At 39.6% G+C, this 25064-nt stretch carries 20 protein-coding genes; 7 read left to right on the top strand and 13 right to left on the bottom strand.

What is annotated here, in order from left to right:
• Positions 1 to 113: 113 nt before the first annotated feature.
• The 6 genes from EO95_RS18050 to pseB all read right to left on the bottom strand — a co-directional run bounded on the left by EO95_RS18050 (position 114) and on the right by pseB (position 6110).
• Positions 114 to 1424 carry an aminotransferase class III-fold pyridoxal phosphate-dependent enzyme gene (locus EO95_RS18050; RefSeq protein ID WP_048134648.1) on the bottom strand — a complete coding sequence of 437 codons (1311 nt, stop codon included), beginning with the start codon at positions 1422 to 1424 and terminating at the stop codon, positions 114 to 116.
• Entirely contained in the window at positions 1421 to 2188 is a 768-nt protein-coding gene (locus tag EO95_RS18045; RefSeq protein WP_200895034.1) for a cytidylyltransferase domain-containing protein, read from the bottom strand. The genes EO95_RS18050 and EO95_RS18045 overlap by 4 nt, the downstream gene beginning before the upstream one ends.
• A gap of 4 nt (positions 2189 to 2192) precedes the next feature.
• Positions 2193 to 3053 (bottom strand): aldo/keto reductase, encoded by an 861-nt coding sequence (locus EO95_RS10670; RefSeq protein ID WP_235282970.1) that lies wholly within the window; start codon positions 3051 to 3053, stop codon positions 2193 to 2195.
• Between the two features lie 2 nt (positions 3054 to 3055).
• Complete coding sequence (gene pseC / locus EO95_RS10665) at positions 3056 to 4183, bottom strand: UDP-4-amino-4,6-dideoxy-N-acetyl-beta-L-altrosamine transaminase (protein WP_048134644.1); 1128 nt, start codon at positions 4181 to 4183, stop codon at positions 3056 to 3058.
• Positions 4184 to 4712: 529 nt separating this feature from the next.
• Positions 4713 to 5111: a WxcM-like domain-containing protein gene (locus EO95_RS10660; protein WP_048134642.1), complete on the bottom strand. Its 399-nt coding sequence runs from the start codon at positions 5109 to 5111 to the stop codon at positions 4713 to 4715.
• A gap of 12 nt (positions 5112 to 5123) precedes the next feature.
• On the bottom strand, positions 5124 to 6110 hold the full coding sequence (pseB, locus tag EO95_RS10655; RefSeq protein ID WP_048134640.1) for a UDP-N-acetylglucosamine 4,6-dehydratase (inverting): 987 nt from the start codon (positions 6108 to 6110) through the stop codon (positions 5124 to 5126).
• A gap of 1463 nt (positions 6111 to 7573) precedes the next feature.
• Here pseB and EO95_RS10650 point away from each other — a divergent pair.
• From EO95_RS10650 to EO95_RS10635, 4 genes are all read left to right on the top strand, one after another.
• Positions 7574 to 8755, top strand: coding sequence for a glycosyltransferase (locus tag EO95_RS10650; protein WP_235282969.1), 1182 nt, complete (start codon positions 7574 to 7576; stop codon positions 8753 to 8755).
• Complete coding sequence (locus EO95_RS10645) at positions 8752 to 9729, top strand: glycosyltransferase (RefSeq protein WP_048134637.1); 978 nt, start codon at positions 8752 to 8754, stop codon at positions 9727 to 9729. Before EO95_RS10650 ends, EO95_RS10645 begins: the two co-directional genes overlap by 4 nt.
• Positions 9730 to 9839: 110 nt before the next feature.
• Entirely contained in the window at positions 9840 to 10907 is a 1068-nt protein-coding gene (wecB, locus tag EO95_RS10640) for a non-hydrolyzing UDP-N-acetylglucosamine 2-epimerase (RefSeq protein WP_048134635.1), read from the top strand.
• On the top strand, positions 10904 to 11866 hold the full coding sequence (locus EO95_RS10635) for a glycosyltransferase family 4 protein (protein WP_048134633.1): 963 nt from the start codon (positions 10904 to 10906) through the stop codon (positions 11864 to 11866). Before wecB ends, EO95_RS10635 begins: the two co-directional genes overlap by 4 nt.
• Positions 11867 to 11993: 127 nt before the next feature.
• On the opposite strand, the gene EO95_RS10630 is transcribed toward EO95_RS10635, so the two are convergent.
• Entirely contained in the window at positions 11994 to 13136 is a 1143-nt protein-coding gene (locus EO95_RS10630) for a hypothetical protein (RefSeq protein WP_048134631.1), read from the bottom strand.
• 217 nt (positions 13137 to 13353) lie between these two features.
• Between EO95_RS10630 and EO95_RS10625 the strand changes: the two genes are divergently transcribed.
• Positions 13354 to 14787 (top strand): flippase, encoded by a 1434-nt coding sequence (locus EO95_RS10625; protein ID WP_048134628.1) that lies wholly within the window; start codon positions 13354 to 13356, stop codon positions 14785 to 14787.
• Between the two features lie 270 nt (positions 14788 to 15057).
• Here the strand turns inward: EO95_RS10625 and EO95_RS10620 are convergent, their stop codons facing one another.
• The 6 genes from EO95_RS10620 to EO95_RS17640 all read right to left on the bottom strand — a co-directional run bounded on the left by EO95_RS10620 (position 15058) and on the right by EO95_RS17640 (position 21886).
• Positions 15058 to 16350 (bottom strand): glycosyltransferase, encoded by a 1293-nt coding sequence (locus EO95_RS10620; RefSeq protein WP_048134626.1) that lies wholly within the window; start codon positions 16348 to 16350, stop codon positions 15058 to 15060.
• Positions 16351 to 16859: 509 nt separating this feature from the next.
• On the bottom strand, positions 16860 to 18236 hold the full coding sequence (locus EO95_RS10615; protein ID WP_048134624.1) for a mannose-1-phosphate guanylyltransferase/mannose-6-phosphate isomerase: 1377 nt from the start codon (positions 18234 to 18236) through the stop codon (positions 16860 to 16862).
• A 432-nt stretch (positions 18237 to 18668) separates the two neighbouring features.
• Complete coding sequence (locus EO95_RS10610; protein WP_082106010.1) at positions 18669 to 19736, bottom strand: NosD domain-containing protein; 1068 nt, start codon at positions 19734 to 19736, stop codon at positions 18669 to 18671.
• A gap of 461 nt (positions 19737 to 20197) precedes the next feature.
• Positions 20198 to 20947, bottom strand: coding sequence for an arsenite methyltransferase (locus EO95_RS10605; RefSeq protein WP_048134622.1), 750 nt, complete (start codon positions 20945 to 20947; stop codon positions 20198 to 20200).
• A gap of 16 nt (positions 20948 to 20963) precedes the next feature.
• Positions 20964 to 21488, bottom strand: coding sequence for a helix-turn-helix transcriptional regulator (locus EO95_RS18275; protein ID WP_235282968.1), 525 nt, complete (start codon positions 21486 to 21488; stop codon positions 20964 to 20966).
• Positions 21489 to 21745: 257 nt separating this feature from the next.
• The gene (locus EO95_RS17640; protein ID WP_156164040.1) at positions 21746 to 21886 is read right to left on the bottom strand and encodes a hypothetical protein; all 141 of its coding nucleotides are present in this window, start codon (positions 21884 to 21886) and stop codon (positions 21746 to 21748) included.
• A gap of 795 nt (positions 21887 to 22681) precedes the next feature.
• Here EO95_RS17640 and EO95_RS10595 point away from each other — a divergent pair.
• Together EO95_RS10595 and gltA are read left to right on the top strand one after the other, a co-directional pair.
• Positions 22682 to 23527, top strand: a complete 846-nt coding sequence (locus tag EO95_RS10595) for a sulfide/dihydroorotate dehydrogenase-like FAD/NAD-binding protein (RefSeq protein ID WP_048134620.1) — start codon at positions 22682 to 22684, stop codon at positions 23525 to 23527.
• A gap of 17 nt (positions 23528 to 23544) precedes the next feature.
• Positions 23545 to 24954, top strand: a complete 1410-nt coding sequence (gltA, locus tag EO95_RS10590; RefSeq protein WP_048134677.1) for an NADPH-dependent glutamate synthase — start codon at positions 23545 to 23547, stop codon at positions 24952 to 24954.
• Positions 24955 to 25064: the final 110 nt, after the last annotated feature.

Below are 25064 nucleotides of genomic sequence, written 5' to 3'. Positions count from 1 at the left end.
CCCAAAATAATCTATTAATGGAGGGGTTAATTTTTAATCTACTACCATATTGGAAAAATTGATGGCATTTTTGTGTACATCTGCGGAAAGTGAGTACTATGATCTAATCCTATTTAGTTCAACCTTTTAAATCCTGTACTTGAAACCGGCCCGTGAAGCAAATCGGATACATTATTCTGGTCTATAGCATTTCGTACAATTCCAAAGACTTCATCCACATTTTCCATATATTTACCTACACATTCTTCATCATGGCAGTATGAAACATACACAGCCTTTGAAGCAAGATATCCTCTCTTAAGCATTTCCTGAGTGAAAAGGGTATGAAGCTCCTGATTATTATTATAATCGAAACCGAAATGTGTAAGTGGAAGAATCCCTTCAATGTCTATTTTTAAATTGTGCTCTTTAGCAAGTTTACCCCATCCCTCATTGATGAGATTTCCAATGCAAGACAGATGGACCGGAACCTTATTCTCTTGCATTTTGCGGATTGTTACAAGGGATGCTGCAGGCCCAACCCTGTCTGTCCAGTAGGTACTGCTAATGAATGTATCCTGGGCAGCATTCATTACCTCATGCTTTCCAACAATTGCAGCCATTGGAAAACCATTGCTCATCGCTTTTCCGTATACTGCAATGTCAGGCTGGACATTGTAAAGCGAATGGGCACCCCCTACAGTTAACCTCCACCCTGCGGTGATTTCATCAAATATAAGGACAGCCCCGATTTCATCTGCGATCATTCTGACCCTGTTCAGGAAGTCATCTTCGGGTTCATGGTTACGGATGGGCTCCATTACAATAACACCAATATCATTTTTTTCAATGATACTTTCCAGCTCATTTATGTGGTTGTAATTAAAAGGTAGTGAAGTGCCTTTCAGTCCCCTTGGTACGCCGGCAGGCTGCAAACCAGGCAACAGGTGCCCGTCAAGATTTGAGTCATCGGCAAGATTAGATGCCAGATACCAATCCTGCCATCCGTGGTACCCGCAAAAAGCTACTTTTTCTTTTCCGGTGTATGCCCGGGCAATTCTGACAGCCATTGCCATTGCCTCTCCACCGGTTTTGGCATAACGAACCATCTCAGCCCAGGGGTTAAGTTCCAGCAACAGTTCAGCAAGTTCAACTTCTTCGGCACAGTTAAGAGTTGACATAGATCCGAGATCGACTGCTTTTTTAACCGCTCCATTGACATCGTCATCCGCATAGCCCAGAATGCAGGTGCCAACCCCCATGATGGACATATCAACAAACCTGTTTCCATCAAGGTCCCAGACTTCAATCCCTTTTGCTTTTTTATAGTATGAAGGCCACTGGCCGGGTAAAAATTGGTCAGGACGCTTTGAAAGCAGTTGAGTGCCGCCAGGAATAAGGTTTTTTGCCTTATTCCATAAATTTACTCCGTTTTGAGTGTTCATAACTTTGTCACTTTATCCCCATTAACTGATTTTATGTAACCTTCATTTCTCTTGATAGCAGAATTAATACTTGTAAGTTCTGGATTTTTTTCCAACAATCCAATGATGTCCTTCATATAGAACATATCAACGTTTGATTCTTCAAATTGGAGGTATATTTTTTGTATAAGTTTGAAGTCTTCTGCCTGATCCAGAGTCCACCTGTGAAAAGAGAGGTCTTCCGCATTTTCCAGATTTCCTGCTTTGAACAGGTCCTTATGTTTTCTGATATAAGGAGTTACATGCTCCCTTTCAGAAACAAGTGAAGCGTTTCTCCAAGCTTTTTCAAGAACACTAAACGAAAAGACCTCAACATCAATTCCGTCCGGGTATGTAGGAGGGTCAACATTGCTGACGTAGTCATAATTTCCCATGTAGTATTTTTCGATAACAAGATCGATAACTGAAGGGTCATGAAGGGGGCAGTCGGCAGTAATCCTGACGACGTTCTCTATGTTGAATTTCCTAGCACACCGGTAATAGCGGTCAAGGACATCATCTTCTGACCCTCTGAAAACAGGGATGTGTCTCTCATTGCAGAATTTTTCGATTATGTCATCCTCACGGCTTGTGGTTGTAGCTACAATCACCCCGTCAATTAGTTGTGATTTTGACACTCTGTTTGCTACATGCCACAGTACTGGTTTTCCTGAGATCTCCAGCATAACTTTACCGGGCAACCTTGTAGAACTCATTCGGGCCTGGATCACGGCAGCAGTATGCAAGGCTTTACCTCCAGTTTACAGGCAGGATTATGTTTTCATCGTCTTCTCTAAAAGCTAGAAGTTCAGAAATTATCGGCTTAACTTTATCAACATGTTCCACAGATGTAAGGAGCTCATTCAAGTTTTCGATGTTATCAACACCGACTACAACTCTGTCCACATAATTATTAAGAACAGCAAAATTAAGGACAAGAGATGCAAGGGGAAGGTCTAGCTCTTTTGATATCAAATTAAGCTTCTGGATTCTAGCTTTCACTTTCCTGAAGTTCCCACTCAAATCAGAAGGGTCTTTAAATAAAAGTCCCTGCAGGAATACAGACCTGACATAAACCTCAATACTTTTAGCCTTAAGTGTCGGGAAATAGCCTCCGAACCTCTGGTCAAAAACACTATACGGAACCTGAATTATATCAAATGTGATATCATTATCCAGAAGGTAGTCCAGCTCGGACGGATAATAAAGAGAAAAGCCTATCTTCTTGATTTTCCCCTCCGATTTCAGCCTGGCAAGTACATCCCAGACTTCGGGATTTTCCCTATAGTGCTGGAAGCTGTGTATATAGTATCCGTAGAGTGAATCCACAGAAAGGCGGTTTGAAGAAATAGAAAATATATTTACCACATCTTCCGGATCACAAACCGGTAGTTTGGAAATTACCTTGATATCCAAACCAGAGGATTTTATAAAATCCCCTATGACTATCTCACTGTCCCCATAAGCATAAGCAGTATCCAAACTATCAATTCCGGCTTCAAAAGCCGTTTTCAAGATCTCAAAGACTTCTTCCCTGGGGATTTTCCCCCTCTTATTATTGATCCCATAATCCATTCCGAACTGTGCGGTCCCCAATACCAGTTTATTCATGTTCATACAAAGCCCTTGATTGTTTTAATTACATATTGCAGCTGGGAAAACTTCATCTTCGGAAATATAGGTAGAGTAATTATTCTTTTAAATACTTCTTCAGTTACAGGGAAGTCCGCACTGCATACATCGAAATTATTGCGGTAGTAGGTAAAGTTGTATATGGGTATATAGTGGACATTCACGCCAACTCCATTCTCTCTCATATACTTGAAAAATTTATCGCGGTCAACCCCATTAAGGAGAACCGTATAAATATGCCACCCGGAAACAACAACATTTTTGGCGGAAGGGGTCTCTATGAATTCGATTTCTTCTAGAAGCTCATTGTAAAGATTTGCAATCTTTGTTCGCATCTCAATGAACCGGTCCAGTTTTTTCAATTGAGAAACTCCAAGAGCTGCTTGAATCTCTGTAAGCCGGTAATTCCTGCCCAGCATTTTCATATCATAAGCCCAGCTCGCATCAGGTCCGTACCGTGAAACAGCATCTCTGTCTATTCCATGGTTCTGCAGCATCCTTACTTTTTCTTCAAGTTCAGAATTATCGGTAACTACAGCCCCTCCTTCTCCAGTTGTAATAGGCTTTACAGGATGAAAACTGAAAACTGTAAGATCGGCAAAATTCCCAACTTTTTTCCCTTTATAACTGGCGCCAAGAGCATGGCAGGCATCTTCAATAAGGTAAAGGTCATGTTCTTCTGCGATTTCCCGAATTTCTTCAATGTCACAGGGATGCCCTGCAAAATCAACATAGATTATTGCTTTTGTTTTAGGAGTAATCCTGGACCTGATAGCTTCAGGATCAATGTTCCTCGTATCTTTTTGTATGTCTGCAAAAACAGGCCTGAGATTGTTATAAAGCAAGGCATTGCTTGTTGCCATGAAGGTAAAGGGGGTTGTGATTACTTCAGACCCTGCGGGCAAATCCAATGCTCCAACAGCTATGTCGAGAGCACTTGTCCCGCTGTTGACGCCAACAGCATGCTTACATCCTGTATAGTTACATAAACCTTCTTCAAATTGCTTGAGTTTAGGGCCTGTTGTAATCCAGTCGCTTTTCAAAACGTTTATAACTTCATTTATGTCCTCGTCATCAATCCACTGAGACCCATATGGTATAAATTCCATGGTATCAACTTTTTTATTTTTAAAATTTAGTAATAGGAGTTATTTTTATTATCATTGGGGCAGGCTTTTACTTTCTAATAATCATAGTGTTTTTCTAGAGTATTAATTTAACTATCTAATTATATATACGCCCTGACTTAATTTCATGGTTTTATGGTGACCTGTGCCAAATTCAATTATTTGATAAATTCTCGATGATTCAAAAATAGCCAAATAATCCTGTTAATATGTCTAGACTTCAGAGTCTTTAATAAGTCGGATCTTTTTTATTTTTTGGATGACTTTGTAAAATATCAACAACGAGGAAACCTTCTTCTTCTTTCAATACCTGATAAATTTCGTAAACCTCTTTGAAGAATTGTCATTTTCTTATCAGGTGATATAAAATAAACTTTACTTGTTTTTTGTAACTGGTTGTCCCCTTCATAATTAAAAAGGTTTTCTTTAACCCTCGTCTCAACATCCCATAATTTGTACAAATTGATATTGCATCTCTATATTACATTGGAACAAGTAGTTCATAAATGAATTATATAATCTCATACCTTATGGTGTCTTCTTTATCTTCTGGATTTTTACTGAATACCACTATGCAGGCTTCTTGGTCACAGATATTCTCTACAGCATGAGCCACAAAAGGAGGGATATGAATTAATTCATATGTTTCAGATAGTGCATCAAGTACAACTTTTTTCCCCTCTCCTGAAACTACATTTTTTAAATGAAGAGCAATCTTCCCGGTCGCTAAAGCGATCCATTCTTCCTTTTTCTTATGATAATGGTTGGCGCGGACCTTTCCGGGTTTTACCGACACCATATAAGTATGCACACAATTGAAAGGATCATCCTTATAGTTCATCGATACAAGCTCAGAAAGCCAGCCGTCCTCTCTGATATGTTTGGTTCGGGGCAGTTTTTCATACAGCATACGCATATCCTTTCAGTGGATCATCTTTTTGAGTTCTTCTTTACTGAGCCACTTCTCATTAATATCACTTGAGTACCTGAATCCAGCAGGTAAGATTTTTCCGAGGTTTGATTTTTCCTTTTTCCAGAAGGGGAATTCCGGCTCAATGATAAAGTAATCAGGAAACTCTTTAGCATGCCTTGATTCATCTTCGGTGATCATGATTTCATGCAACTTCTCCCCCGGCCTGATCCCTGTAAACTCTTTTTTCGCTTCAGGAGCCATGGCATTGGCAAGGTCCGTTATTCTCATACTGGGGATTTTCGGGACGAAGATTTCTCCCCCATGCATAAGAGATATGGAATTAAGCACAAAGTGAACTCCCTGGTCTAGGGTTAGCCAGAAGCGGGTCATCCTTTCATCGGTAATTGTTAAAACGCCTGTTTCCTTTTGTTTCTCGAAGAGAGGAATTACACTTCCCCGGCTCCCAATGACATTTCCATATCTTGTACAGCTAAATTTTGTTTTGTTTTTTCCTGAGTATGCGTTTCCCTGAACAAACAGTTTTTCGGCAACCATTTTTGTTGCACCGTAGAGATTTACAGGATGGACTGCTTTATCAGTACTTATTGCCATCACTTTTTCGACACCGTTATCAATGGCTGTATCTATGATGTTCATGGTCCCTTCGATGTTGGTTCTTACAGCTTCTATTGGGTTGTATTCACAGGCAGGAACTTGCTTCAGAGCTGCTGCATGGACTACAAGATCTACCCCGTTCATCGCACGTTGAAGACGGTTCTTATCACGCACATCTCCAATTAAAAAACGAAGCCTTTTGTCGTTGAACTTTCTATCCATCAAGTATTGATTATATTCACCTCTTGAATAAATCCTCAATGATTCCGGATTGTATTCCTTGAGCACGATTTCAGTAAACTTATTCCCGAAAGAACCTGTTCCACCGGTTAAGAGTATGGTTTTTTCGTCAAATATTGAGCTAATTTTTTTATCATCCATTTTTTCACAACCATGCAAAGCACTTGAATTTTAAAATATTTATTCTAAAATCTGGGACGAAGCACAAGATTATTTAGGTAGAGCACCCATTTATATAAATAATCATTATCTTTATAATTATTAAGTTGTTGTATTGTCATCATTTCCACAAACTGACGTCATCCCCTGCTTCCAGACATAACTTTCAGGATAATCAAGCTTCATATTGCTTATTTTTACTCTCCTTTCTAGGTGATAAGTGTCCCCAGTCAGGCAGTGCCCACCTGCTCCGGTTCCCCGGAAGATATCTCTTGTTATGTCTTCACCTTTGAGGCTACTCGCCCCGATTCTGAAATATACTTATATATATCAGCTTCTTCATGCTCAGTTCCTCCCATAAACATCATCAAACCTGACAACATCCCCTTTTTCCACAAGCTCTCCAAACTGTACCTCTATTTAGTCTCTATGGGACACATATCCCAGCTAAGAGGCAGAGCATTACCCCTGAACCGCCTGCAAGAATTATTAAATTGATACCTGTCATCTCCTGTGCGTATTTATTTAAAAACGTATTCAGTAGATGTGTATAAATATTTCTGGAATAAAGTGTTTATATACATGTCAGAAAATATTTTTCTAGCAGGTTAATATATGTAGGAAGTTCTTAAATAAGTTTTGCCTGAACTCCCTGAAGAGCGTTAACTGAGTTGTTTTACTGGAATTTTTAATATCCTGAAAAATAAGGGTTCTTGACTACGATAATTCAAATAATGCCAAAAAATTCCTTCAGTTATGGCTTTTTACATAGAATATATTTATCAAGTTGAAGGTACATAAAATTAATATTTTTTAATAGATGTTAAAGAACCATGCCTATTTTGACCATTTCATTCTTGAGAAGGTTCCGGTTATTTTTGTACTCTTACTTATTTGAAAATCTTGACATAACCCAATCCACCATGGGCACGTTATCTCCTAAAAGCAAATTATATATTGTTTATAAACGGCTCTCTGTGTGCGGTGTTAGGTCTCATGGACCAGACAGTCATCTTATTGAACTTGTCGGTGTTCATTTCTACATTGGTAACTACTATCTCAGGCCGCCGCTTCTTTCGAGGTGGATTGCTTCAAGGAATGAGATCGCTTCTTCTTTAGACTGAGCTTTGAAGAAAGTTTATCTAAAGCCCAAAAACCTTGGAATGGGATAAATGGCATGTCTCTCCATAACATTTCAAGCTTATTTATTTTCATTTAATATGTTTATATAATACTTGATCGATTATCTTTCATTTCTTTATGCTACAACTACGGTAAGGCACCATTAATACGCCCGCTGGATTTGAGGTTGAACCGGACTGGTAAAAAGTAATCAGGGAAATGAAGCTGGAAGTTTCAATGCTTTAGCGTTAGGCGGTTCACTGCAATATGAGATCTCTGTGTAAATATTTAAAACGGTTAATATAAATTAGAAAGAATAATATATGTCATGTTCCAAACCTAATTATGATATTGAAAAATGTGGAAAATTGAAAGGAAATCCCATGAAAATTCTTGTGATACCTACTACTGATTGGATCAGGCACCCTTTTCCGAATCGACTTAACTTCATATTTGATATTCTTGCAGAAAAACATGAAGTGTATGTACTGCATTTCAACCTGGAGAATTTCAGAAATAACAGACCAAGAAAAACAGCTTGCAAACTTGTAGATACAAAATTTATAGATGTGGGAGATCCTTCTTTATATTACTTATTAAACTGGCCAGAGCATTTATTGGAAATGAGAAAAGTAATAAAAAAAGAAGGCATAGATGTTGTTCTGTCTGCAAACATCCTTCCATCATTTATAATTAATTTTTTAAATGTGCCTGTTGTTTTTGACTATCTGGACCACTTAGAGGAATCTGCTTCAATATATTACCCAGACTCTTTTTTTGGAAAAATTGTTAAGAATGGGGTAAGGCAAATTACAAGGTATAATTTAAGACATGCAACTTCTGTTATAACCGTAACCCGGGAACTCAAAGATTTTCTGGAAGGTATAAGGGTCAAAAATATAGAAGTAATTCCTAATGGAGTAAATTGTAACCTTTTAAGACCTCTCCCAAAAGAGGAAGCAAAAAAGGAATTGGGTTTAAAAGGTGCTGTCATAGGATATGTAGGGTCACTTGAGCACTGGGTAGATCTTGAAATGGTTGTAGAATCACTCCCTGATCTGGAAGTAAGCCTTCTGGTTGTGGGTCCGGGGCTGTTTACAGATTACGGTGATCAGATCAAAGAGCTGGCAAACAAGCTGGGAGTTTCGGAAAAAATCACATTTACAGGAGCAGTGCCCTACGAGGATTTAGGCCCTTATATTTCAGCTATGGATATAGGGCTCAATACACTGAAAAAAATGGATAAAAACGAATATGCAGCTGGAGGAAAGGTGTTTAACTACCTGGCTTGCGGAAGACCCGTGTTATCCAGCAGGACAATTTCCCTTGTAAGAATGCTCGGAGATGACTTATATTACTACGATGATAAAGATGGATTCATCCGTGAGGTAAAAAGGATTCTGGAGACTCCGACTAATGAGGATAGATACAGAGAAATTGCAAAGACTTTTGACTGGGAAGTCCTTGCCAGAAAATATGAAGAGGTCTTGAGGAAATCCATATGAGAATTTTATTGCTTGCTAACCAGCCAGAACATACCACAAGGCTCAAGATGTTCCAGAGTACCCTTGAAGAACTGGGATATGACACGTTCATCCCCAAATTTAATACCAGAAACTGGATACAGATCTCAGGCCTTGCCAAACAATTCATAAAAAAAGAAAAGCCAGATGTAATTCACATTTTTAATGTGCCGGATATAATATATCACGATTTGTCTAAATTAAAAGGAACTTACTACAAAAAGATGATCTATGACTACAGGTCTCCCTGGGGTATTGAACTTGAAATGAATTTAGGGGCTCCCGGCAGGGTGATGGCTGAATATTTTGAAAAAAAATTGGCAGCAAGTGCGGACCTTATAACCACGGTAAACGGGCCTCTGGGAGAAAAAGTAAAAACATATACCGAAAACGAAAAACAAGAGGTATATGAGGTCCCCAATTACCCCAAAAATAGTTTTTTGACGGGAGAGGATCTGGCAGAAGATGGGGCCATAACATTTCTGGGGAGGGTTTGCGAGCAGGAAGGGATTGGAAATTTCCTGAATCTGGCAAAAAAGTATCCTGATGAAAAATTCAGGATCGTGGGAGACGGCCCATTTTCAAAGTGGCATTTGGCAAAAAAACCCACCAATGTAGAATTTCTGGGATGGCAGCCTCATGAGAAAGTGGCAGGGATAGTCAAAAAAGCCAGAATATGTATGATACCCAGAAAAGAAAATAATTTGACCCCTTATTCGACGGATAAAAGCATCTGGAAACTAAACGAATACCTGAACCTTGGGAAACTGGTAATAGCCTCGGGAATCACGAAGGAAGAGGACAGAAAAAACCTGCTGATTGTAAAAAGTTCTGAACTCGAAAATGCTGTCCGAGAGTATCTTGACAAAAAACCAGAGAAATTGAACTCTGAAGATTATCGTTTCTGGGAGTCAAACACCAGGAAAATAAAAGAAGTTTATGAAAAAATCCAGTGAAGATTGGAAATTTAAATAAAAAATAGAGATTATATACTTCGCTGGCAATGGTAATTAAAGTCAACTACCCACTAAATCTAAAGATTTAATGGGTTTCCTGCTGAGGTTTTATGAAGATTGTATCAGTAGTCGGTGCTCGCCCTCAATTTATAAAATGTGCTCCTGTGTCCCGTACCATCCGAAAGCACCATGAAGAAATACTTGTCCACACAGGCCAGCATTATGACCCTGAAATGTCCGAGGTCTTTTTTGAAGAACTCGATATCCCAAAGCCGGACTACAACCTTGGTATAGGCTCGGGTACCCAGGGGGAACAAACCGGCAAAATGATTCTAGAAATAGAAAAAGTACTTTTGAAAGAGAAACCAGACATCGTGCTTGTCTATGGAGATACAAATTCTACACTTGCAGGCGCACTTGCTGCTACCAAGCTGCACATCAAGGTAGCACATGTAGAAGCTGGACTGAGGTCTTTTGATCGGGCCATGCCTGAAGAGATTAACAGAGTCATAACCGATCATATCTCGAATATACTATTCTGCCCGACTGATACTGCAGTGATGAACCTGAAAAATGAAGGCATTACTGAAGGTGTATACAATGTTGGGGATGTAATGGTGGATGCCCTTAAGTATAACCAGAAAATTGCAGAAGAAAAATCAACGATTTTACAGGATCTTAATCTCAATCCAAAAGAGTTCCTTTTAGCAACCGTACACCGTGCCTCCAATACGGACAATATAAAAAACCTCTCATCAATTGTCGAAGCCTTTTCTGACGTAGAAACGACAATAGTGTTTCCAATGCATCCAAGGACCAGAAAATACCTGAAAGAATACAATTTGTGGGAAAAAATCCTTAAGAACACAAAAGTAATCCCCCCTGTTGGCTATCTTGACATGTTAAAACTCGAATCAAATGCCAGAAAAATACTCACCGATTCCGGAGGGGTACAGAAAGAAGCCTATATGCTGGGAGTGCCCTGCATAACCTTAAGGGATAATACGGAATGGGTAGAAACAGTTGAAGAAGGCTGGAATATACTTACAGGAGCAGATTACGAGAAAATCAAACATGCTATTGAAAATTTTGAGGGCACCAAGAGAAGAAATGAAGTATTTGGGGACGGGAATGCAAGTGGTAAAATCTCTCAAAAAATGAACTCTGGGAAAACATGAAGATACTGCACATAAGGAATATTGCAAATGTAGCATATAATCTGTCTCTTCAACAAAAAAAAATGGGCCATGAGGTACGTTTATTTGAGATAACTGAAAATTATACCAGCGAAAATACCGATATCTCCCTAAATCTCCCGTTAAAATATTCAAAAAAAGATATTCCTCGCCGTTTCCAGATCATATCGAAAAACCTTGTAGAAATCACATTGAAAGAGAAATTTGATATATTTCATCTTCACGACGCAGGAATATTTCCCCAGGATATAGACATACCGCTTTTTTTTAAACGTTTCGGCAAAGTTGTTGTCCACTGGCACGGCAGTAAATTAAGAAATAATGGCAGAACTTTTGGATCAAAATTCGCAGATGTTGAAATCGTTTCGACCCCGGATTTACTTGACTATTCACCAGATGCTATATGGATTCCAAACTGTATCCCCTGGCACGGGTTAAGTAAAGTCAATCGAAATGATGATAAAATCATAATCGGGCATGCTCCAACAAACAGATTCTACAAAGGTACAGAATATTTTCTGGAAGCGATGGACCAGCTCAAAAAGGAATATCCAAATGTTGACTGCTTATTGATTGAAAATAAACCCCATCAGGAAGTAATGCAATTGCTTCAGACCTGTGATATAGTTGTTGATTCTGTTGGTTTTTATGATAAAAGACAGGTCGGATGGTACGGTGTTCTCACCAATGAAGCCCAACAGATGGGAATTCCATGCTGTACATGGATTAAGCCTGGATTAGAGCCTTATCTGGAAGAGCCCAGTGGAATAGTAAATGTTACAAAAGACAATCTAAAGCAAAGATTGGAAGAATTAATACGTGATGAAAATTTAAGGGAAAATCTTGGAAGAAGCGGAAGAAAATACGTAGAGAAAGTTCATAATAACAAGGTGCTATGTCAGAAATTTCTCACATTATATAAAAGAACAATCTTAAAATAAATGGCTCTTTTGTGCCCTCTGCTGAATGCAGGACATATTAAAGAGAATTTAAAGAGAATTTGAAGAGAATTTGAAGAGAATTTGAAGAGAATTTGATGAGAATTTGATGAGAATTTGATGATAACAGTTAATAGGTTAAATCTTGACAAACCTGCAAAGCTCTTGATTCCCAGGTATGTAAAGGCAAGATTTCAATGATTTTGTTCCTTTTTTCTTCTAACTCATTGCGATCATTTAGAAGTTTGTTCAGCAATATGAGAAGACTTTTTTCGTCATAGGGAATTGCCCATCCAATTCCATTTATTTCTACAAAATCTCCTGCTGCAGTTCCCTTTGTTACAATTAGAGGTTTACAATGAGAAATATATTCAAAAAGTTTTATTGGCATTGCAAAATCCCGATACTCCACATTTTCAAAAAACATGCTTGCTACATCAGCCTTTTCGTAGAGGGAAAACAAATCATCCCCACTTAGATGTACGATGTTAATGTTGGGTTTTAATAGATTTTCATAATCGTTAAGACTATTCTGCCATTCATTTTCCCTGCAACAAATAGTTAAAGATATTCTGGGAATTTCTCCAATAACCTTTACTAACTTACGAAGATCGTAAAGGTTGCCTATCCCCCCAACGTACAGAACATTAAAAATAAAATTGTGTTTATTATTATTAGTAGTAGTAGTAGTATCATGTCTGCTCGAAGGATACATAAAGGCACCTGGGGGCAGAGACTTAATTACAGGAAAGTGAAAAGCCAGGTATTTAGCCATTTTTTCAGAAGGTAAATACAATACATCAAGGTATTTTTGATAAACAACTAAATCGAATCGATACATTATATTAAGAACCAGTTTTTTTGCAAAGGGTCTATCTAAAAGTTCTGGAAATCTCCAATAGATATCCCTGTAAAACAGACCTATTGGGATATTGTTCTTTTTACAAAAAACAAAAAATCTGAAATCCAGAAATGGATATTTCACAGCGTCTTTTACACCATAAGCTAGCGATGTGGGATAGCTGGAACTTTCCGAATAAACAAAATCATATTTTTTACCTTTTTTAACATTTTGTTTAATCAGATTTATCTGTCTGAGTCGCTCAGCTCCGGACCCCATAATCACGTCAACTTTACAACCTAACGACTTAAATGCTTCTAACATCCTCAAGGGACGAATTTGACTTCCAGAAGGGGCTGAAGTAATTAATTTCCAGGGGATATGGAAAATAACATTTAAATTTTTGAGATTTATATCGCCTTTATTATCCATATGATTCCTTAATAATTCAGGTTCTAGTTTAAAACAATAATACACATATATCAAAAAAGTTGTGGTATATAAGAATTACAAAAATGAATACAGTTGACGGCTGTATCCCGCCATTGATATAAAGGGGATCAACCTTCAACGCTCCAAATCAGTTATATATATTGAACCTGCAAGTAAACAGAAATCCTTCGACTATTAAAAAGAATGGTGTGGTTAAGTGTCCGAACTTAAAAAATTCATCTCTGATATAGGAGTGACATTTTTTGCTTCTGCCGTATCTATGCTTTTAGGATTTCCACTATCAATCCTTATTGGCAGGTATCTGGGGGCTGGAGATCTTGGACTTTATAGAATGGTAAACACCATTTTCGGGATATTAATCTTATTTGGTACGGTTGGACTGCCTGCAGCTGCAATCAAATACGTAGCTGAATTTTCTGGAAACCGCCGAAAACAAGAGGAATTCATCTCTTCGAGTATTATAAATAGTTTGGTTCTAGGTATTCTGGCTCTTAGCTTAATGTATTTGAGTGCTGGCTTTCTAGCAGACTTTTTCAATATGCCAGGATTGGATGATTTACTAAAAATCCTGGCCTTTTCGTTACCTTTTGCGATCCTGAACAGTGTAATGTTCGGACTCCTTACAGGCTTTAGGGAGATGAAAAAGCAAGCTGCAATAACTATTGCAAACGGAGTTTTTCTGCTACTTGGTACATTCCTACTCTTTTTTAGATATGAAGTGAAAGGCACAGTTGCTGCCATAGTAATTTCTTCCTTTATTACAACAATAACCCTGTTATATGTACATAAATGGGGTAAACTTAGTCCAGCTAACTATCTAGCTACAAGCCGAGAGCTGTTTTCATTTGGGTCCAAAACATTTATTTCAAATGCGATCAACATTGTAAATTATCAGGCTGACGTGCTCATGATAGGTTATTTCCTATCAGCAACAGATGTTGGGGTTTATAGTGTGGCTGTAATCCTGGGAAAGATCCTCTGGATGCTTCCCGATACTATCCAGAAAATTACCTATCCGATGATTTCGGAATACTACGCAAAAGGAAAAAAGAAAGAAATTGAAATGCTTGTAGACAAGTGCATGAAATACAGCTATCTTTTTTTGATATTCTCCAGTACATTCCTTGTCTTTTTTGGGAAGGAAATTTTGACCTTAATCTATGGAAACGAATTTGGAAAAGCGTATTTCCCCCTGATTATATTACTGATTGGAATCTTATTTTACGGGACAACAAAATCCATAGGCTCCATTTTTGCAGGTATCGGTAAGGTTCAGTTAGTGTACAGAATCCCCCTTGTCTCAGCAATCATAAATATTATCTTAAACGCTCTCTTAATTCCAGTTTATGGCATTGCAGGCGCTGCTTTTGCCACAAGTTTTTCTCTGATCATTAGCATGGGACTGATGATCCACTATATGAAAATGCTATTGGGAATAAGCTTTGATACCCAATGGTACTTTGGAATCTTTGGAATCTCAAGCTTATTGAGTATAATATATCTGATGAGTTCCTCTAATCTTCTTTTGGGGCTTATTTCGATGATACTGCAAGCAGTAATATTTTTCAAATATTATATCCATTCGGAAGACAAACAAAAAATAGTTTTATTTTGCAAACAAACATTATAAAAAAATCTCACATTATTTCATTCACTCGCCGCACAAGGCTTGAACCCACCGGCGTACAGTAGATAAAAACTAACTCAACAACCGTGCGGGGAGCTCTAATTCCGAAATATCAACCATGTAGCAGGGGCCGACCAGAAAATTAGTTCACATAAATAGTTTCACGGAATTTTAAAAAGAAGGTTATTGATGCGGTTTTGTCCTGACAGAATTGTCACTTATTTTTAAAACATGAGACACGATCTGTATACGTTTAGAATTTTGAAACTTAGATCATAGCTTTTTTAAATCCTGGACAAAAATTTCAAAATTTTTATTGGAATTGTAGTTATTTTCCCAGTTATCTCTACTATTTATCCTTTTAACTAGGATCTCATCTTCATTTCCCATCATGCTGCATATCGCTTCAGCAATCTCTCTCGGGGACGGGTTTTCACTTAACAACACCCCAACCTCATTGGATACTATTTCAGGTGTACCCCCGACTGCCGTAGCAATAACTGGAATTCCACAACTTTGGGCTTCCATTATTGAAACGGGAATCCCTTCGGAAGCACTTACATTGACAAAAACATCCACACAATTATTTTGATAATATGCGATTACTTCTTTATTAGGCAAGTGGCCTATAAATTTAGGAATTACGTTTTTGGGCAAAAGAGAATCTGCAAGATTTTGTAAATCCTTTTGAAGAATTCCATATCCTATATGTGTCCATTCAAATGTTCGGGAACTTTTGATTTTACCAAGCTCTGCAAGAGCCTGAATCAACAGGTCTATCCTCTTTACAGGAACAAGGTAGGAGCAAGATACAATTCTAAAAATGCCATCAGAGGATGCCTCTGTTAGGAAACCCAGGTCATTCACCCCTAACCTGTAGACTTTACAGATATCTTCAAACATTGGATATTTATCTAAAACATATTTTCTCCCGTGGTCCGAGATTAAATAAAGCCTGTTCAAATACTGAAATACCTCTGGGCGATGAGGAATGTAAGGTGGAACGTGTCTTTCACTATAAAGATCAAGACCATGAGCTCTTGAGACGATTTTGAGAGATGGAATCTTCTTTTTTACCATCGAAACTCCAGAAGTTGGCAGAGACAGCCAATAAGTATAAAAGACTGTAGTTGAAAAGTCGAAGTTATGGGTTTCAATGTACTTTTGAAGCCACCTTTTTATAATTACAGCGTTGCCGAAAAAAATAACAGAACTTTTGAACAAAGAGATCTGGAAAAGAATTTCTGGCTTGCTAAGAATTTCTCTGTAAAAGTCGGTTGAAATAAAAGCATTTAATGCCAGTGAAATTTTATTTCGCACGCCCTTCAGAGGCAATTGTTCATTTAATAATGAATCCTCAATTTCAATGTTCTCTGGAAGCTTCCTATTTACTCTTTCAAGTAAACTTGGAAGGGACTGTGGAATCAATATGACTTTATCGAATGATCTACTCAGAAAGAGGATTTCAGAATCTAAAAAAGATTCCGCCACATCTCCATATGGATAGGAGGAAGTAAATAATAACAAAAGATTATTCTCTTTTTGATCCTTCTCTTTTTGATTCACAGTTTAGCCACCATTATAAGATCTGCTAGCAGTGTGCCTGATTTCTTAAAAATTGTCTCTATACACATTCATCTTTTTTTGATTAAAGCTCTATCACTATTACCCTTTTCCTGTGATCCACTCTGATAACAGGACCGGGGGTGGGGTGTTACCGCATTTTAGTACCCATATCAAGCGTATGGCTCACACTAATCCCAATATAATAATGGGTGCTATTTTGTACGTTCTCCTGCTCTTAAAACTTGACCCCAATATTCGCAGTGAAGTTATAAAAATAGGGAAGCAGATGGAATTACAGTAACCCCGAAAAAATAAAAAATCCTGAACACATCCGCTATCCTCGGAGTAAAACTTCCAAAAAGAACAAAAATATCTCAAAAAATTATATCCTTGTTAAAAGTTTATTGGAAGGACGAATCACATGATTCCCGGATCTTGTGATGCCTTCACCTTTGAGGGGCCGTCCCCCCGACCCTGACATCTTAAACGTTGAACCAATAGCCTTTATCTCACTTCCTCCCATAAACATCATCAAACCTGACAATGTCCCCTTCGTTCACAAGCTCTCCTAACTGTACCTCGATAATCTCAAGAGGGATTTTTCCGGGATTCGACAGCCTGTGCTTTTGTCCTGCTCTGATGAATGTGCTTTCCCCGGGTCTAAGGAAAAACTGCTTTCCGTCCACTTCCACGCAGGCCATGCCTTTTACAACCACCCAGTGTTCACTCCTATGGTAGTGCAGTTGCAGGCTTAACTTATGGTCAGAGAGCACAGTAATATTCTTGATCTTATGACCGGGGGAGGCGTCGAGCAGTGTGTATGAACCCCAGGGCCGGTAGACTGTTTGCCCGACAAATGCTCTTTCGTCTTTCCTGACCTTGAGGTCGGAGACTATTTCCTTTACTTTCTGACTGCTGGATTTGGGACATATTAACAGGGCATCGCTCGTGTCAACAATAACCATGTCTTTAATATCGATCAGGGAAACGATTTTACCGCATTTCGAATAAACCAGATTCCCATCGGAGTTAAGAAGCATGGGATCGCATTCATGGATCACGTTTCCTACTGAATCCTTTTCCAGTTCATCATAAATTGCCTCAAAGTTTCCAAGGTCGCTCCATTTCTGGCCCAGCTTTACAACAGCGACTCTATCTGACTTTTCCATTATGCCATAATCAATGGAAACCTTATCCACACCCGCATAAATATCATTAATATTGCCCCCTTTCTCAAAGCAGGCAAAAACCGAAGGCGAGTGCTTTTTTACTTCTTCAAAGAAGAGCCGCGTCTCAAAGAGGAACATCCCGCTATTCCAGAGGCAGCCTTCCTCAATGTATTTTTGTGCGGTTTCTAAATCAGGCTTTTCTCTGAATTCCGAAACCCTGTAACCAGGCTCGCAGGACTCTGAGGCTTTAATGTAGCCGTATCCCGTATGAGGGAATGTAGGAATAACCCCGAAAGTGACCAGATAATCCGAAGCCAGCTTTTCAGCTGAAGAAATCGTTGCCATTGCAGCTCTGTCAAGCACATGGTCGGAGGAAAATACCCCTACGATTGAATTCCCGAATTTTAGTTCAATCTCCTTCATTCCAAAGAAGATTGCTGGAAGGGTATTCCTGCCCTCAGGCTCGATCAGGACATTCTCGGGAGGAATTGAGTATCCTATTTCTTTCATCTGCCCAATCACGAAAAATTTCTGGGCTTCGTTCGTTACAACAAAAATCTCAGAAATATCCGAAACCTCAAGACATCGAAGAACTGTCTCCTGAAAAAGTGAGGTGTCACCAAATTTTAAAAATTGTTTGGGATACATTTCCCGGCTGAGAGGCCAGAGCCGGGTCCCTGAGCCGCCTGCAAGAATTATTGACTTTATGCCTGTCATCTCCCTGGGGAATTGATTTGAAAAATATTCAATTAGAGTATAAAAAACTGTCAACATTGTCTTGACAGAAAGGAATTATAGATATACTGTGGAATAAGGTTATTTTTAGGACATAATTATTTTCTGAATATAATTTTTAATAGAATAGATTACTTTTAGAATAAATTACTTTTGGAATAAATTCCTTTTGAAATCGGATTTTTAGAATAGGATTTTTAGAATAGGATTATTTTTGAAGTTAGATTATTTTTTAGCAGTATATGATAAGAAGTCAATATATAACCTTTGGCTTTGAGATCACTGAAACAAAATAAGTATATTAGACTATCAAACCGGAAAACGGTGAACATATCGTCCATTGATTATAAAAAATATAGATATGATAAAACTCAAATCAATTGATGAAAAGTCAAATGATGGGCTTCCTCTAGCTCATTTTACGTCATCATCTCTTGTAAGCTCGTCCCTGCCCCAACCCATTACCCTTTTTACGATAAATATTGCAAGTGCAAATACAAATAAAACAAATCCCAAAAGAGAAAACGTAAGGGAACGACCACTGCTTTGAAAAGCCTGAGGGCGCCGGATAAGAGGCATATAATCGACATTTCCTTCCCCCAGGTCATAGGAAGCATCGCAGAAGCCATTGTCATCCATATCTTCAATAACGCACAGGGCCGTACTTTCAGGGCCAGTCCAGTAATTTCCGCCGAGATATGAACCCCCTACAATATTAATCTCCCTCTTAAGAGTCATATTCCAGGCATTTTCTAAGTTGACCCCTTTATAGCCAACATTTTCGGAGTTCTGAAAATAGTTATCGTAAATGAGGTTTTTACTGCTGTTTGAGAGCATAAGACCATACTCTGTGTTAAAATGCAAAAGATTTCCCTTTAAGCGGTTTTCATCAGAAGCTTCAAGAAAAATTCCTTCCAGACTGTTCATTTTTACCTTGTTATTGATAATCCAGTTGTCCTGTGAAGCATTGAGAAAAATGCCCACCTCATTCTCAGAAACATCATTTAGATTCAACATATTAGTAGTAGAAGATTCGAGATAGATTCCCAGGCGATTACTGGAAAGATTATTGTTGCTTATCAGAATTCCCTGCGCATTCTCCAGATAAATGCCAGCTTTTTGAGTATCATTAGCGCCATTTATGGAAAAACCACTTATAGTTACGTTATTTGCAATTACATGAAATACATGATCATCAGGGTTTTTTGCCGTTACAATGTTTGTATCAGGCCTTCCGGAGATTGAACGAACGGAAATTTCTTTGTCAAGATATATATTCTCCATGTAAAGCCCATTATACACATAAACCGTATCACCAGCCTCTGCTGCATTCACAGCCTCCTGAATTGAGGCAAAGTCCTTATTGTCATCACTACCCACAGTGATCCTTCTGGCAGCCGCAGAGCCTGAGCTGAGCAACAAAAGTGCAAAACCTATTGCAAAACAGATTTTTACGGATCTTATGGTTTTCAGTAATATCACCTCAAAGAGACCGCCCCTATCACCCTGTTCCCCGTATTCAGAAGGGAGCTGCCTTCAGAAAATCAAGCCTGGAGTATGCAGATCATAAAAAATAATAATTGAATAGTAATGTGAAATACCCGTTAAATCTAAAGATTTAACGAAAGATTTAACGGGCTTTCTGAGTCATTCTTCCGGATAATTGCCAGAAGTCATACAGGCTCATTCCCATGTTCCGTGGGTGTCAGCGTTTTGCTTGAGCTACTTTTCGGTTTTCCGATTTCTCAGGCACTACCTCAGACCCTCTAAATGCAGTATTAACTGGTGTAATTCCTTTAACCTTGTTCTCGCAGTAAGAAATTAATATATAATTGGTCGGAGAAGATATTAATGGTTGCAGATAACGAAAACGGAGGGAGTTGACGCTGATATTCCCTCTGCTAAACATATAGGGGTTTTACGCTTCGTTATATAAATTCTTCTCATACCCAGGCTTTTAATTTCAGGCTTTCAACTGGCAGACCTCCGTACTGCCTTTTACTTATATCCGAATCTTCAGCCAGGATTTTAACCGAAAACCCTGCCTTTATTAAAAGATTCAGATACTCCTCTTTTAATACAGCGCCAGCGACACAGCCTGCAAGCAGTTCTTTGTCATTTTGAAGATCTTCGGGAAGCTTAGCCAGGAGGACCATATCCGAAACATACATCCTGCCTTCTGGCTTCAGCACCCGGAAGGCCTCCCTGAAAACCTTTTCTTTATCCGGTGCCAGGTTAATCACGCAATTGCTGATAATAACATCCACCGAACTATCATCAACCGGAAGAGCTTCAATATCCCCATGGCGGAACTCAACATTTAAATATCCATATTTTTGGGCATTAGCCTGTGCTTTTTCAATCATTTCAGGAGTCATATCGACTCCAATAACCTTTCCTGAGCTTCCGACTCTCTGTGCAGCAAGGAAACAATCAAATCCCGCACCTGAACCCAGATCAAGGACAATATCGCCGGGTTTCAGTTCCGCAAAAGCTGTAGGGTTGCCACAGCCAAGACCCAGGTTTGCATCCGGAACAGCCTGAACATCAGCTTCCGAATAGCCAAAAGATTTAGAAAGGTCTGCTGAGCTCGAATCACCGCAGCACCCACCGCCAGAACAGCAAGAGCCCCCTAAAGTTACAATTTCCTGATACTTCTTTTTGATAACTTCTTTTTTTTCAGTGGCATCCATTCTTTTACCCCATTCCTTATTTTTCAGATATTCCTTTTTTATCTTGAGATTTATTTTCGATTGGTTTTTTATCTTGAGATTTATTTTCGATTGGTTTTTTATCTTGAGGTTTATTTTCGATTGGTTTTTTATCTTGAGATTTATTTTCAGTTGGTTTATCCGTAGTTTTGTTTTCAGCTAGATAATTAGTTCTCACGTTAATGATATTGGTGATTCGGTTTTCAGTTTTATCCGTAGAACAAAATCTGGAAACCTGCTGCCCATTACAACAGGGCTTTATATCCCTGATTCCAAGAGATTCAAGCAAACGCCCGATCTCCTCGTTTTTAATGCTGTAGATGATGTTTCGCCCCTTTCTTTCGTACTTTAAAATTCCAGCTTCAACAAGAACCTTCAGGTGCTTTGAAACCGTTGTCTGGTCCTTTTTTGTAAGGGAAGAAAAATCACAGGCACAGTAACTGTGCTCCAGCAAGTAAGAAAGAATAGTAAGCCGTGTCTCATCTCCGAGAGCTTTAAAGAACTTTACTTTGCTATCAAGCATGATTATATGAGTATATGCGCATATGACCATATATATTTAATGAAAAGATGGGTAGTAGGATTTAAAGATACATGAAAAACAGGTGCAGGATGAGACCAGTAGGACACACTGATGCTGAATGGGACCAGTATATCCCCTAATATTCACAAATACCCACTAATACCCACTAATAGTCCTTACTATTCCTTAATATTCCTTAATATCCATAACATCCTCTATTAACTTATTTCACCTCAAAAAATGAAAAGGTATTAAGGTTATTTGCAGGTATCAAGAAGCGACCTTTTCTTGCCGCCCCGCGCTTCGGTTGGATGAATAGGATCGACGTCTGCGACCTCTTCTCCTTCTCTCTTCTCCAGTTTTTCTCCCTTTTCCCCTTCTCTTCGTTCTTCCGGCATATACCCAACTCCTTTTATAATTTATTTATTCATTTATTTATTCATTTATTTATGGAAAGATTCTTTTCAGCAATTTCGTAACTTCATGCTGTCTTTTTATTTTGCCTTCAAAAAAGAAAAAGATCCCATTCTGCCAGTACACCATCAGAATGGACGTTTCCTTTCTTCAGGATGTTAGAATCTACAGCTTCAGCTATGGCCATAGTTTGCAGTACCTTTTTGATTACCCCTCCTTTCTACCAATCCAACCCACGGATCAGCCGAGTTTGGGAATTTTCCCTTAATTTCATTACACCCGCCAGATTTATTAAATTTTTGTGGAAAGGATAAAAGAACCTGAAAAAGTGGTCGTTCTTTTTCAAAAAAGATGTCAAAAAGGCAGGCATTTATAATTTAACTAAAAAGATAGTGCAGACCAGGTAGAATTATTAAAATTATTTGGGAGAATATATGACTCAGTACCTAAATCCAGTGATGAATGAAAATTGAAAAACACTGGATTTTATGATTGGTTACAATTCTCGTGAGAAGAATATTGGATTGAAGTCTTTAGATCTCGAATATTGATTTTGATTAAAGACCTGATTCTTCTTGCGAATTCAGAATTTCAATCAAGAAATATAAAAATCACTAGATTTTGGAACAGAGTCGAATATATATCCCATTAATCATTATAAGGAGAACGTCCAAGCGGGAAACCACATAGCTGAAAAACCTTTGTGAAGCTCCGCTATAGTTAAATTTATCGATTCATTTGTTCAGAAAATATGCTTTTACTCAGGAAAATGTGATCTCATGGCATATAGAATACTGGAAAAGGAAGAAATCGCCCCGTCGGTGCACAGAATGGTTATTGATGCCCCTGACGTGGCAAAAGCTGCAAAAGCCGGACAGTTCATAATCCTCAGGATTGATGAAAGGGGGGAAAGAGTTCCTCTTACAATTGCGGATTTTGAGAGCGAAAAAGGCACAGTTACTGTAATTTATCAGGAAATGGGCAAGACAACAAAACAGCTTGCAAAGCTTTCTGCAGGCGATTCCCTTGAGGATTTTGTCGGCCCCCTCGGAACCCCTGCCGACGTAAGAAAACTTGGCACTGTAATTCTTGTAGGAGGAGGAGTAGGAGTTGCCCCTATCTACCCCCAGGCAAAGGCTTATACAAATGCAGGCAACAAGGTAATTTCAATTATCGGAGCCCGAAACAAGGACCTCCTGATCCTTGAAGACGAACTGGAGAAAGCCAGTTCCGAACTGTACATAGCAACCGATGACGGGTCAAAAGGGCACCACGGGTTTGTGACCGATATCATGAAAAGGATCCTGGACAGCGGCGAAAAGGTTGCAAGGGTTGTAATTATAGGTCCGCCAATCATGATGAAAGTGGGAGCAGGGGTTGCTTTCCCCTATGATGTGGAAATCCTTGTCAGCCTTAATGCCATAATGGTAGACGGAACAGGAATGTGCGGAGGATGCCGGGTTACGGTCGACGGAGAAACGAAGTTTACGTGTGTTGACGGACCTGAATTTGATGCCCGGAAGGTCGATTTTGTCCAGCTCATGAACAGGCTTGCAATGTACCGCGGCGAAGAGGCAAAAGCTGTGGAAAACTACGAAGAGAAATGCAAGTGCGGACTGCACTGAGAAGGAGGGGAGGAAAAATGCAAGAACTACACGGAGAAAAAACAGGAAACGCAAAGAAAGAAAGAACCCCAATGCCAGAGCAGCCTGCAGAAGAGCGCAGAAAGAACTTTAATGAAGTAACTCTCGGCTACACGAAAGAAGATGCCCTTGCCGAAGCTTCTCGCTGCCTCACCTGCAAGGACCCGAAGTGTGTTGAGGGGTGCCCTGTTAATGTGGACATTCCTGGCTTTATTAAAATGGTCTGTGAGGAAAACTTCGAAGGGGCAATCGAGAGAATCAAAGCCACAAACGCTCTCCCTGCAATCTGCGGCCGCGTCTGTCCCCAGGAAACTCAGTGCGAAGCCCGCTGCGTACTCGGAAAGAAGGGTCAGCCTGTTGCAATCGGAAGGCTTGAGCGCTTCTGCGCGGACTATGAGCACGAAAAAGGCGTGAAGGCTCCTGAAGCTATGCCTCCAACCGGCAAGAAGGTAGCAGTTGTGGGTTCCGGCCCTGCCGGCCTTACTGCCGCGGCAGACCTTGCAAAGCTCGGCCACAAAGTAACAATCTTTGAATCCCTGCACAAAGCCGGAGGAGTCCTGAGTTACGGCATCCCCGAGTTCAGGCTGCCAAAAGAAATTGTGCGGCAGGAAGTAGAGTACATCGAAAAACTCGGTGTAGAGGTTAAGCCCAATTATATCATAGGCAGGATCAAGACCCTTGACGAACTCTGCGACGATTTCGATGCCGTATTTCTGGGTACAGGTGCCGGGCTCCCTAACTTCATGGGAATCGAAGGTGAAAACTTCAACGGCGTATATTCCGCAAATGAATTCCTGACCCGCGTAAACCTCATGAAAGCCTATGACCCCGAATACGACACAATGGTCAGGCGCGGGAAACATGTGGTTGTAGTAGGAGGCGGAAACGTGGCAATGGACGCAGCCCGCTCTGCTCTCCGCCTGGGTGCAGAAGAGGTAAGCATAGTCTACCGCCGCGGAGAAGACGAGATGCCCGCCCGCCGGGAAGAAGTCGAGCACGCCAAAGAAGAGGGCATTACCTTCAGGCTCCTGACAAACCCTGTCCGCATCCTCGGCGACGAGAAGTTCAATGTTACTGCAGTCGAATGCATCAAAATGGAACTTGGCGAACCTGACAAGTCAGGTAGAAGAAGCCCTGTCCCTGTTGACGGCTCGGAATTCACAATCCCGGCAGACGTAGTGGTTATCGCCATAGGCACCTCCCCCAACCCGATCATTTTCAAAGGCTCGGAAGGCCTTGAACAGAACAGGCGGGGCACTGTCGTTGCTGACGAGGAAACCGGTGCAACCTCCAAATGCGGAGTCTTTGCCGGCGGAGATATAGTAACAGGCGCAGCAACCGTAATCAGTGCAATGGGTGCGGGGAAGAAAGCTGCAAAGGCAATTGATGAATATTTGAAAGAAAAGTGAAACCAGAGAAATAAAGAAAAGTAATAATAAAGTATCAGTGAGATAAAAGGAAGGTTGGATATTCTTCTTTTTATTGTTTCTCTTTTCTTTTATCTCACCCTTCTTTCATC

It is taken from the genome of Methanosarcina sp. 1.H.T.1A.1 (assembly GCF_000979295.1).
Taxonomy (GTDB): domain Archaea; phylum Halobacteriota; class Methanosarcinia; order Methanosarcinales; family Methanosarcinaceae; genus Methanosarcina.
The sequence above is the reverse complement of the archived record's forward strand: the minus strand, read 5'-3'. Positions and strand labels throughout refer to the sequence as shown.

Bases quoted from the DNA above. Each gene is read 5' to 3' on its own strand.
- EO95_RS10595 (WP_048134620.1), top strand. From the start codon at position 22,682: ATGGCATATAGAATACTGGAAAAGGAAGAAATCGCCCCGTCGGTGCAC.
- EO95_RS18275 (WP_235282968.1), bottom strand. From the start codon at position 21,488: ATGCTTGATAGCAAAGTAAAGTTCTTTAAAGCTCTCGGAGATGAGACA.
- wecB (WP_048134635.1), top strand. From the start codon at position 9,840: ATGAAGATTGTATCAGTAGTCGGTGCTCGCCCTCAATTTATAAAATGT.
- EO95_RS10635 (WP_048134633.1), top strand. From the start codon at position 10,904: ATGAAGATACTGCACATAAGGAATATTGCAAATGTAGCATATAATCTG.
- EO95_RS10630 (WP_048134631.1), bottom strand. From the start codon at position 13,136: ATGGATAATAAAGGCGATATAAATCTCAAAAATTTAAATGTTATTTTC.
- EO95_RS18050 (WP_048134648.1), bottom strand. From the start codon at position 1,424: ATGAACACTCAAAACGGAGTAAATTTATGGAATAAGGCAAAAAACCTT.
- EO95_RS17640 (WP_156164040.1), bottom strand. From the start codon at position 21,886: ATGCCGGAAGAACGAAGAGAAGGGGAAAAGGGAGAAAAACTGGAGAAG.
- EO95_RS10650 (WP_235282969.1), top strand. From the start codon at position 7,574: ATGTCATGTTCCAAACCTAATTATGATATTGAAAAATGTGGAAAATTG.
- EO95_RS10645 (WP_048134637.1), top strand. From the start codon at position 8,752: ATGAGAATTTTATTGCTTGCTAACCAGCCAGAACATACCACAAGGCTC.
- EO95_RS10660 (WP_048134642.1), bottom strand. From the start codon at position 5,111: ATGCTGTATGAAAAACTGCCCCGAACCAAACATATCAGAGAGGACGGC.
- gltA (WP_048134677.1), top strand. From the start codon at position 23,545: ATGCAAGAACTACACGGAGAAAAAACAGGAAACGCAAAGAAAGAAAGA.
- EO95_RS10670 (WP_235282970.1), bottom strand. From the start codon at position 3,053: ATGAATAAACTGGTATTGGGGACCGCACAGTTCGGAATGGATTATGGG.
- EO95_RS10615 (WP_048134624.1), bottom strand. From the start codon at position 18,236: ATGACAGGCATAAAGTCAATAATTCTTGCAGGCGGCTCAGGGACCCGG.
- pseC (WP_048134644.1), bottom strand. From the start codon at position 4,183: ATGGAATTTATACCATATGGGTCTCAGTGGATTGATGACGAGGACATA.
- EO95_RS10605 (WP_048134622.1), bottom strand. From the start codon at position 20,947: ATGGATGCCACTGAAAAAAAAGAAGTTATCAAAAAGAAGTATCAGGAA.
- pseB (WP_048134640.1), bottom strand. From the start codon at position 6,110: ATGGATGATAAAAAAATTAGCTCAATATTTGACGAAAAAACCATACTC.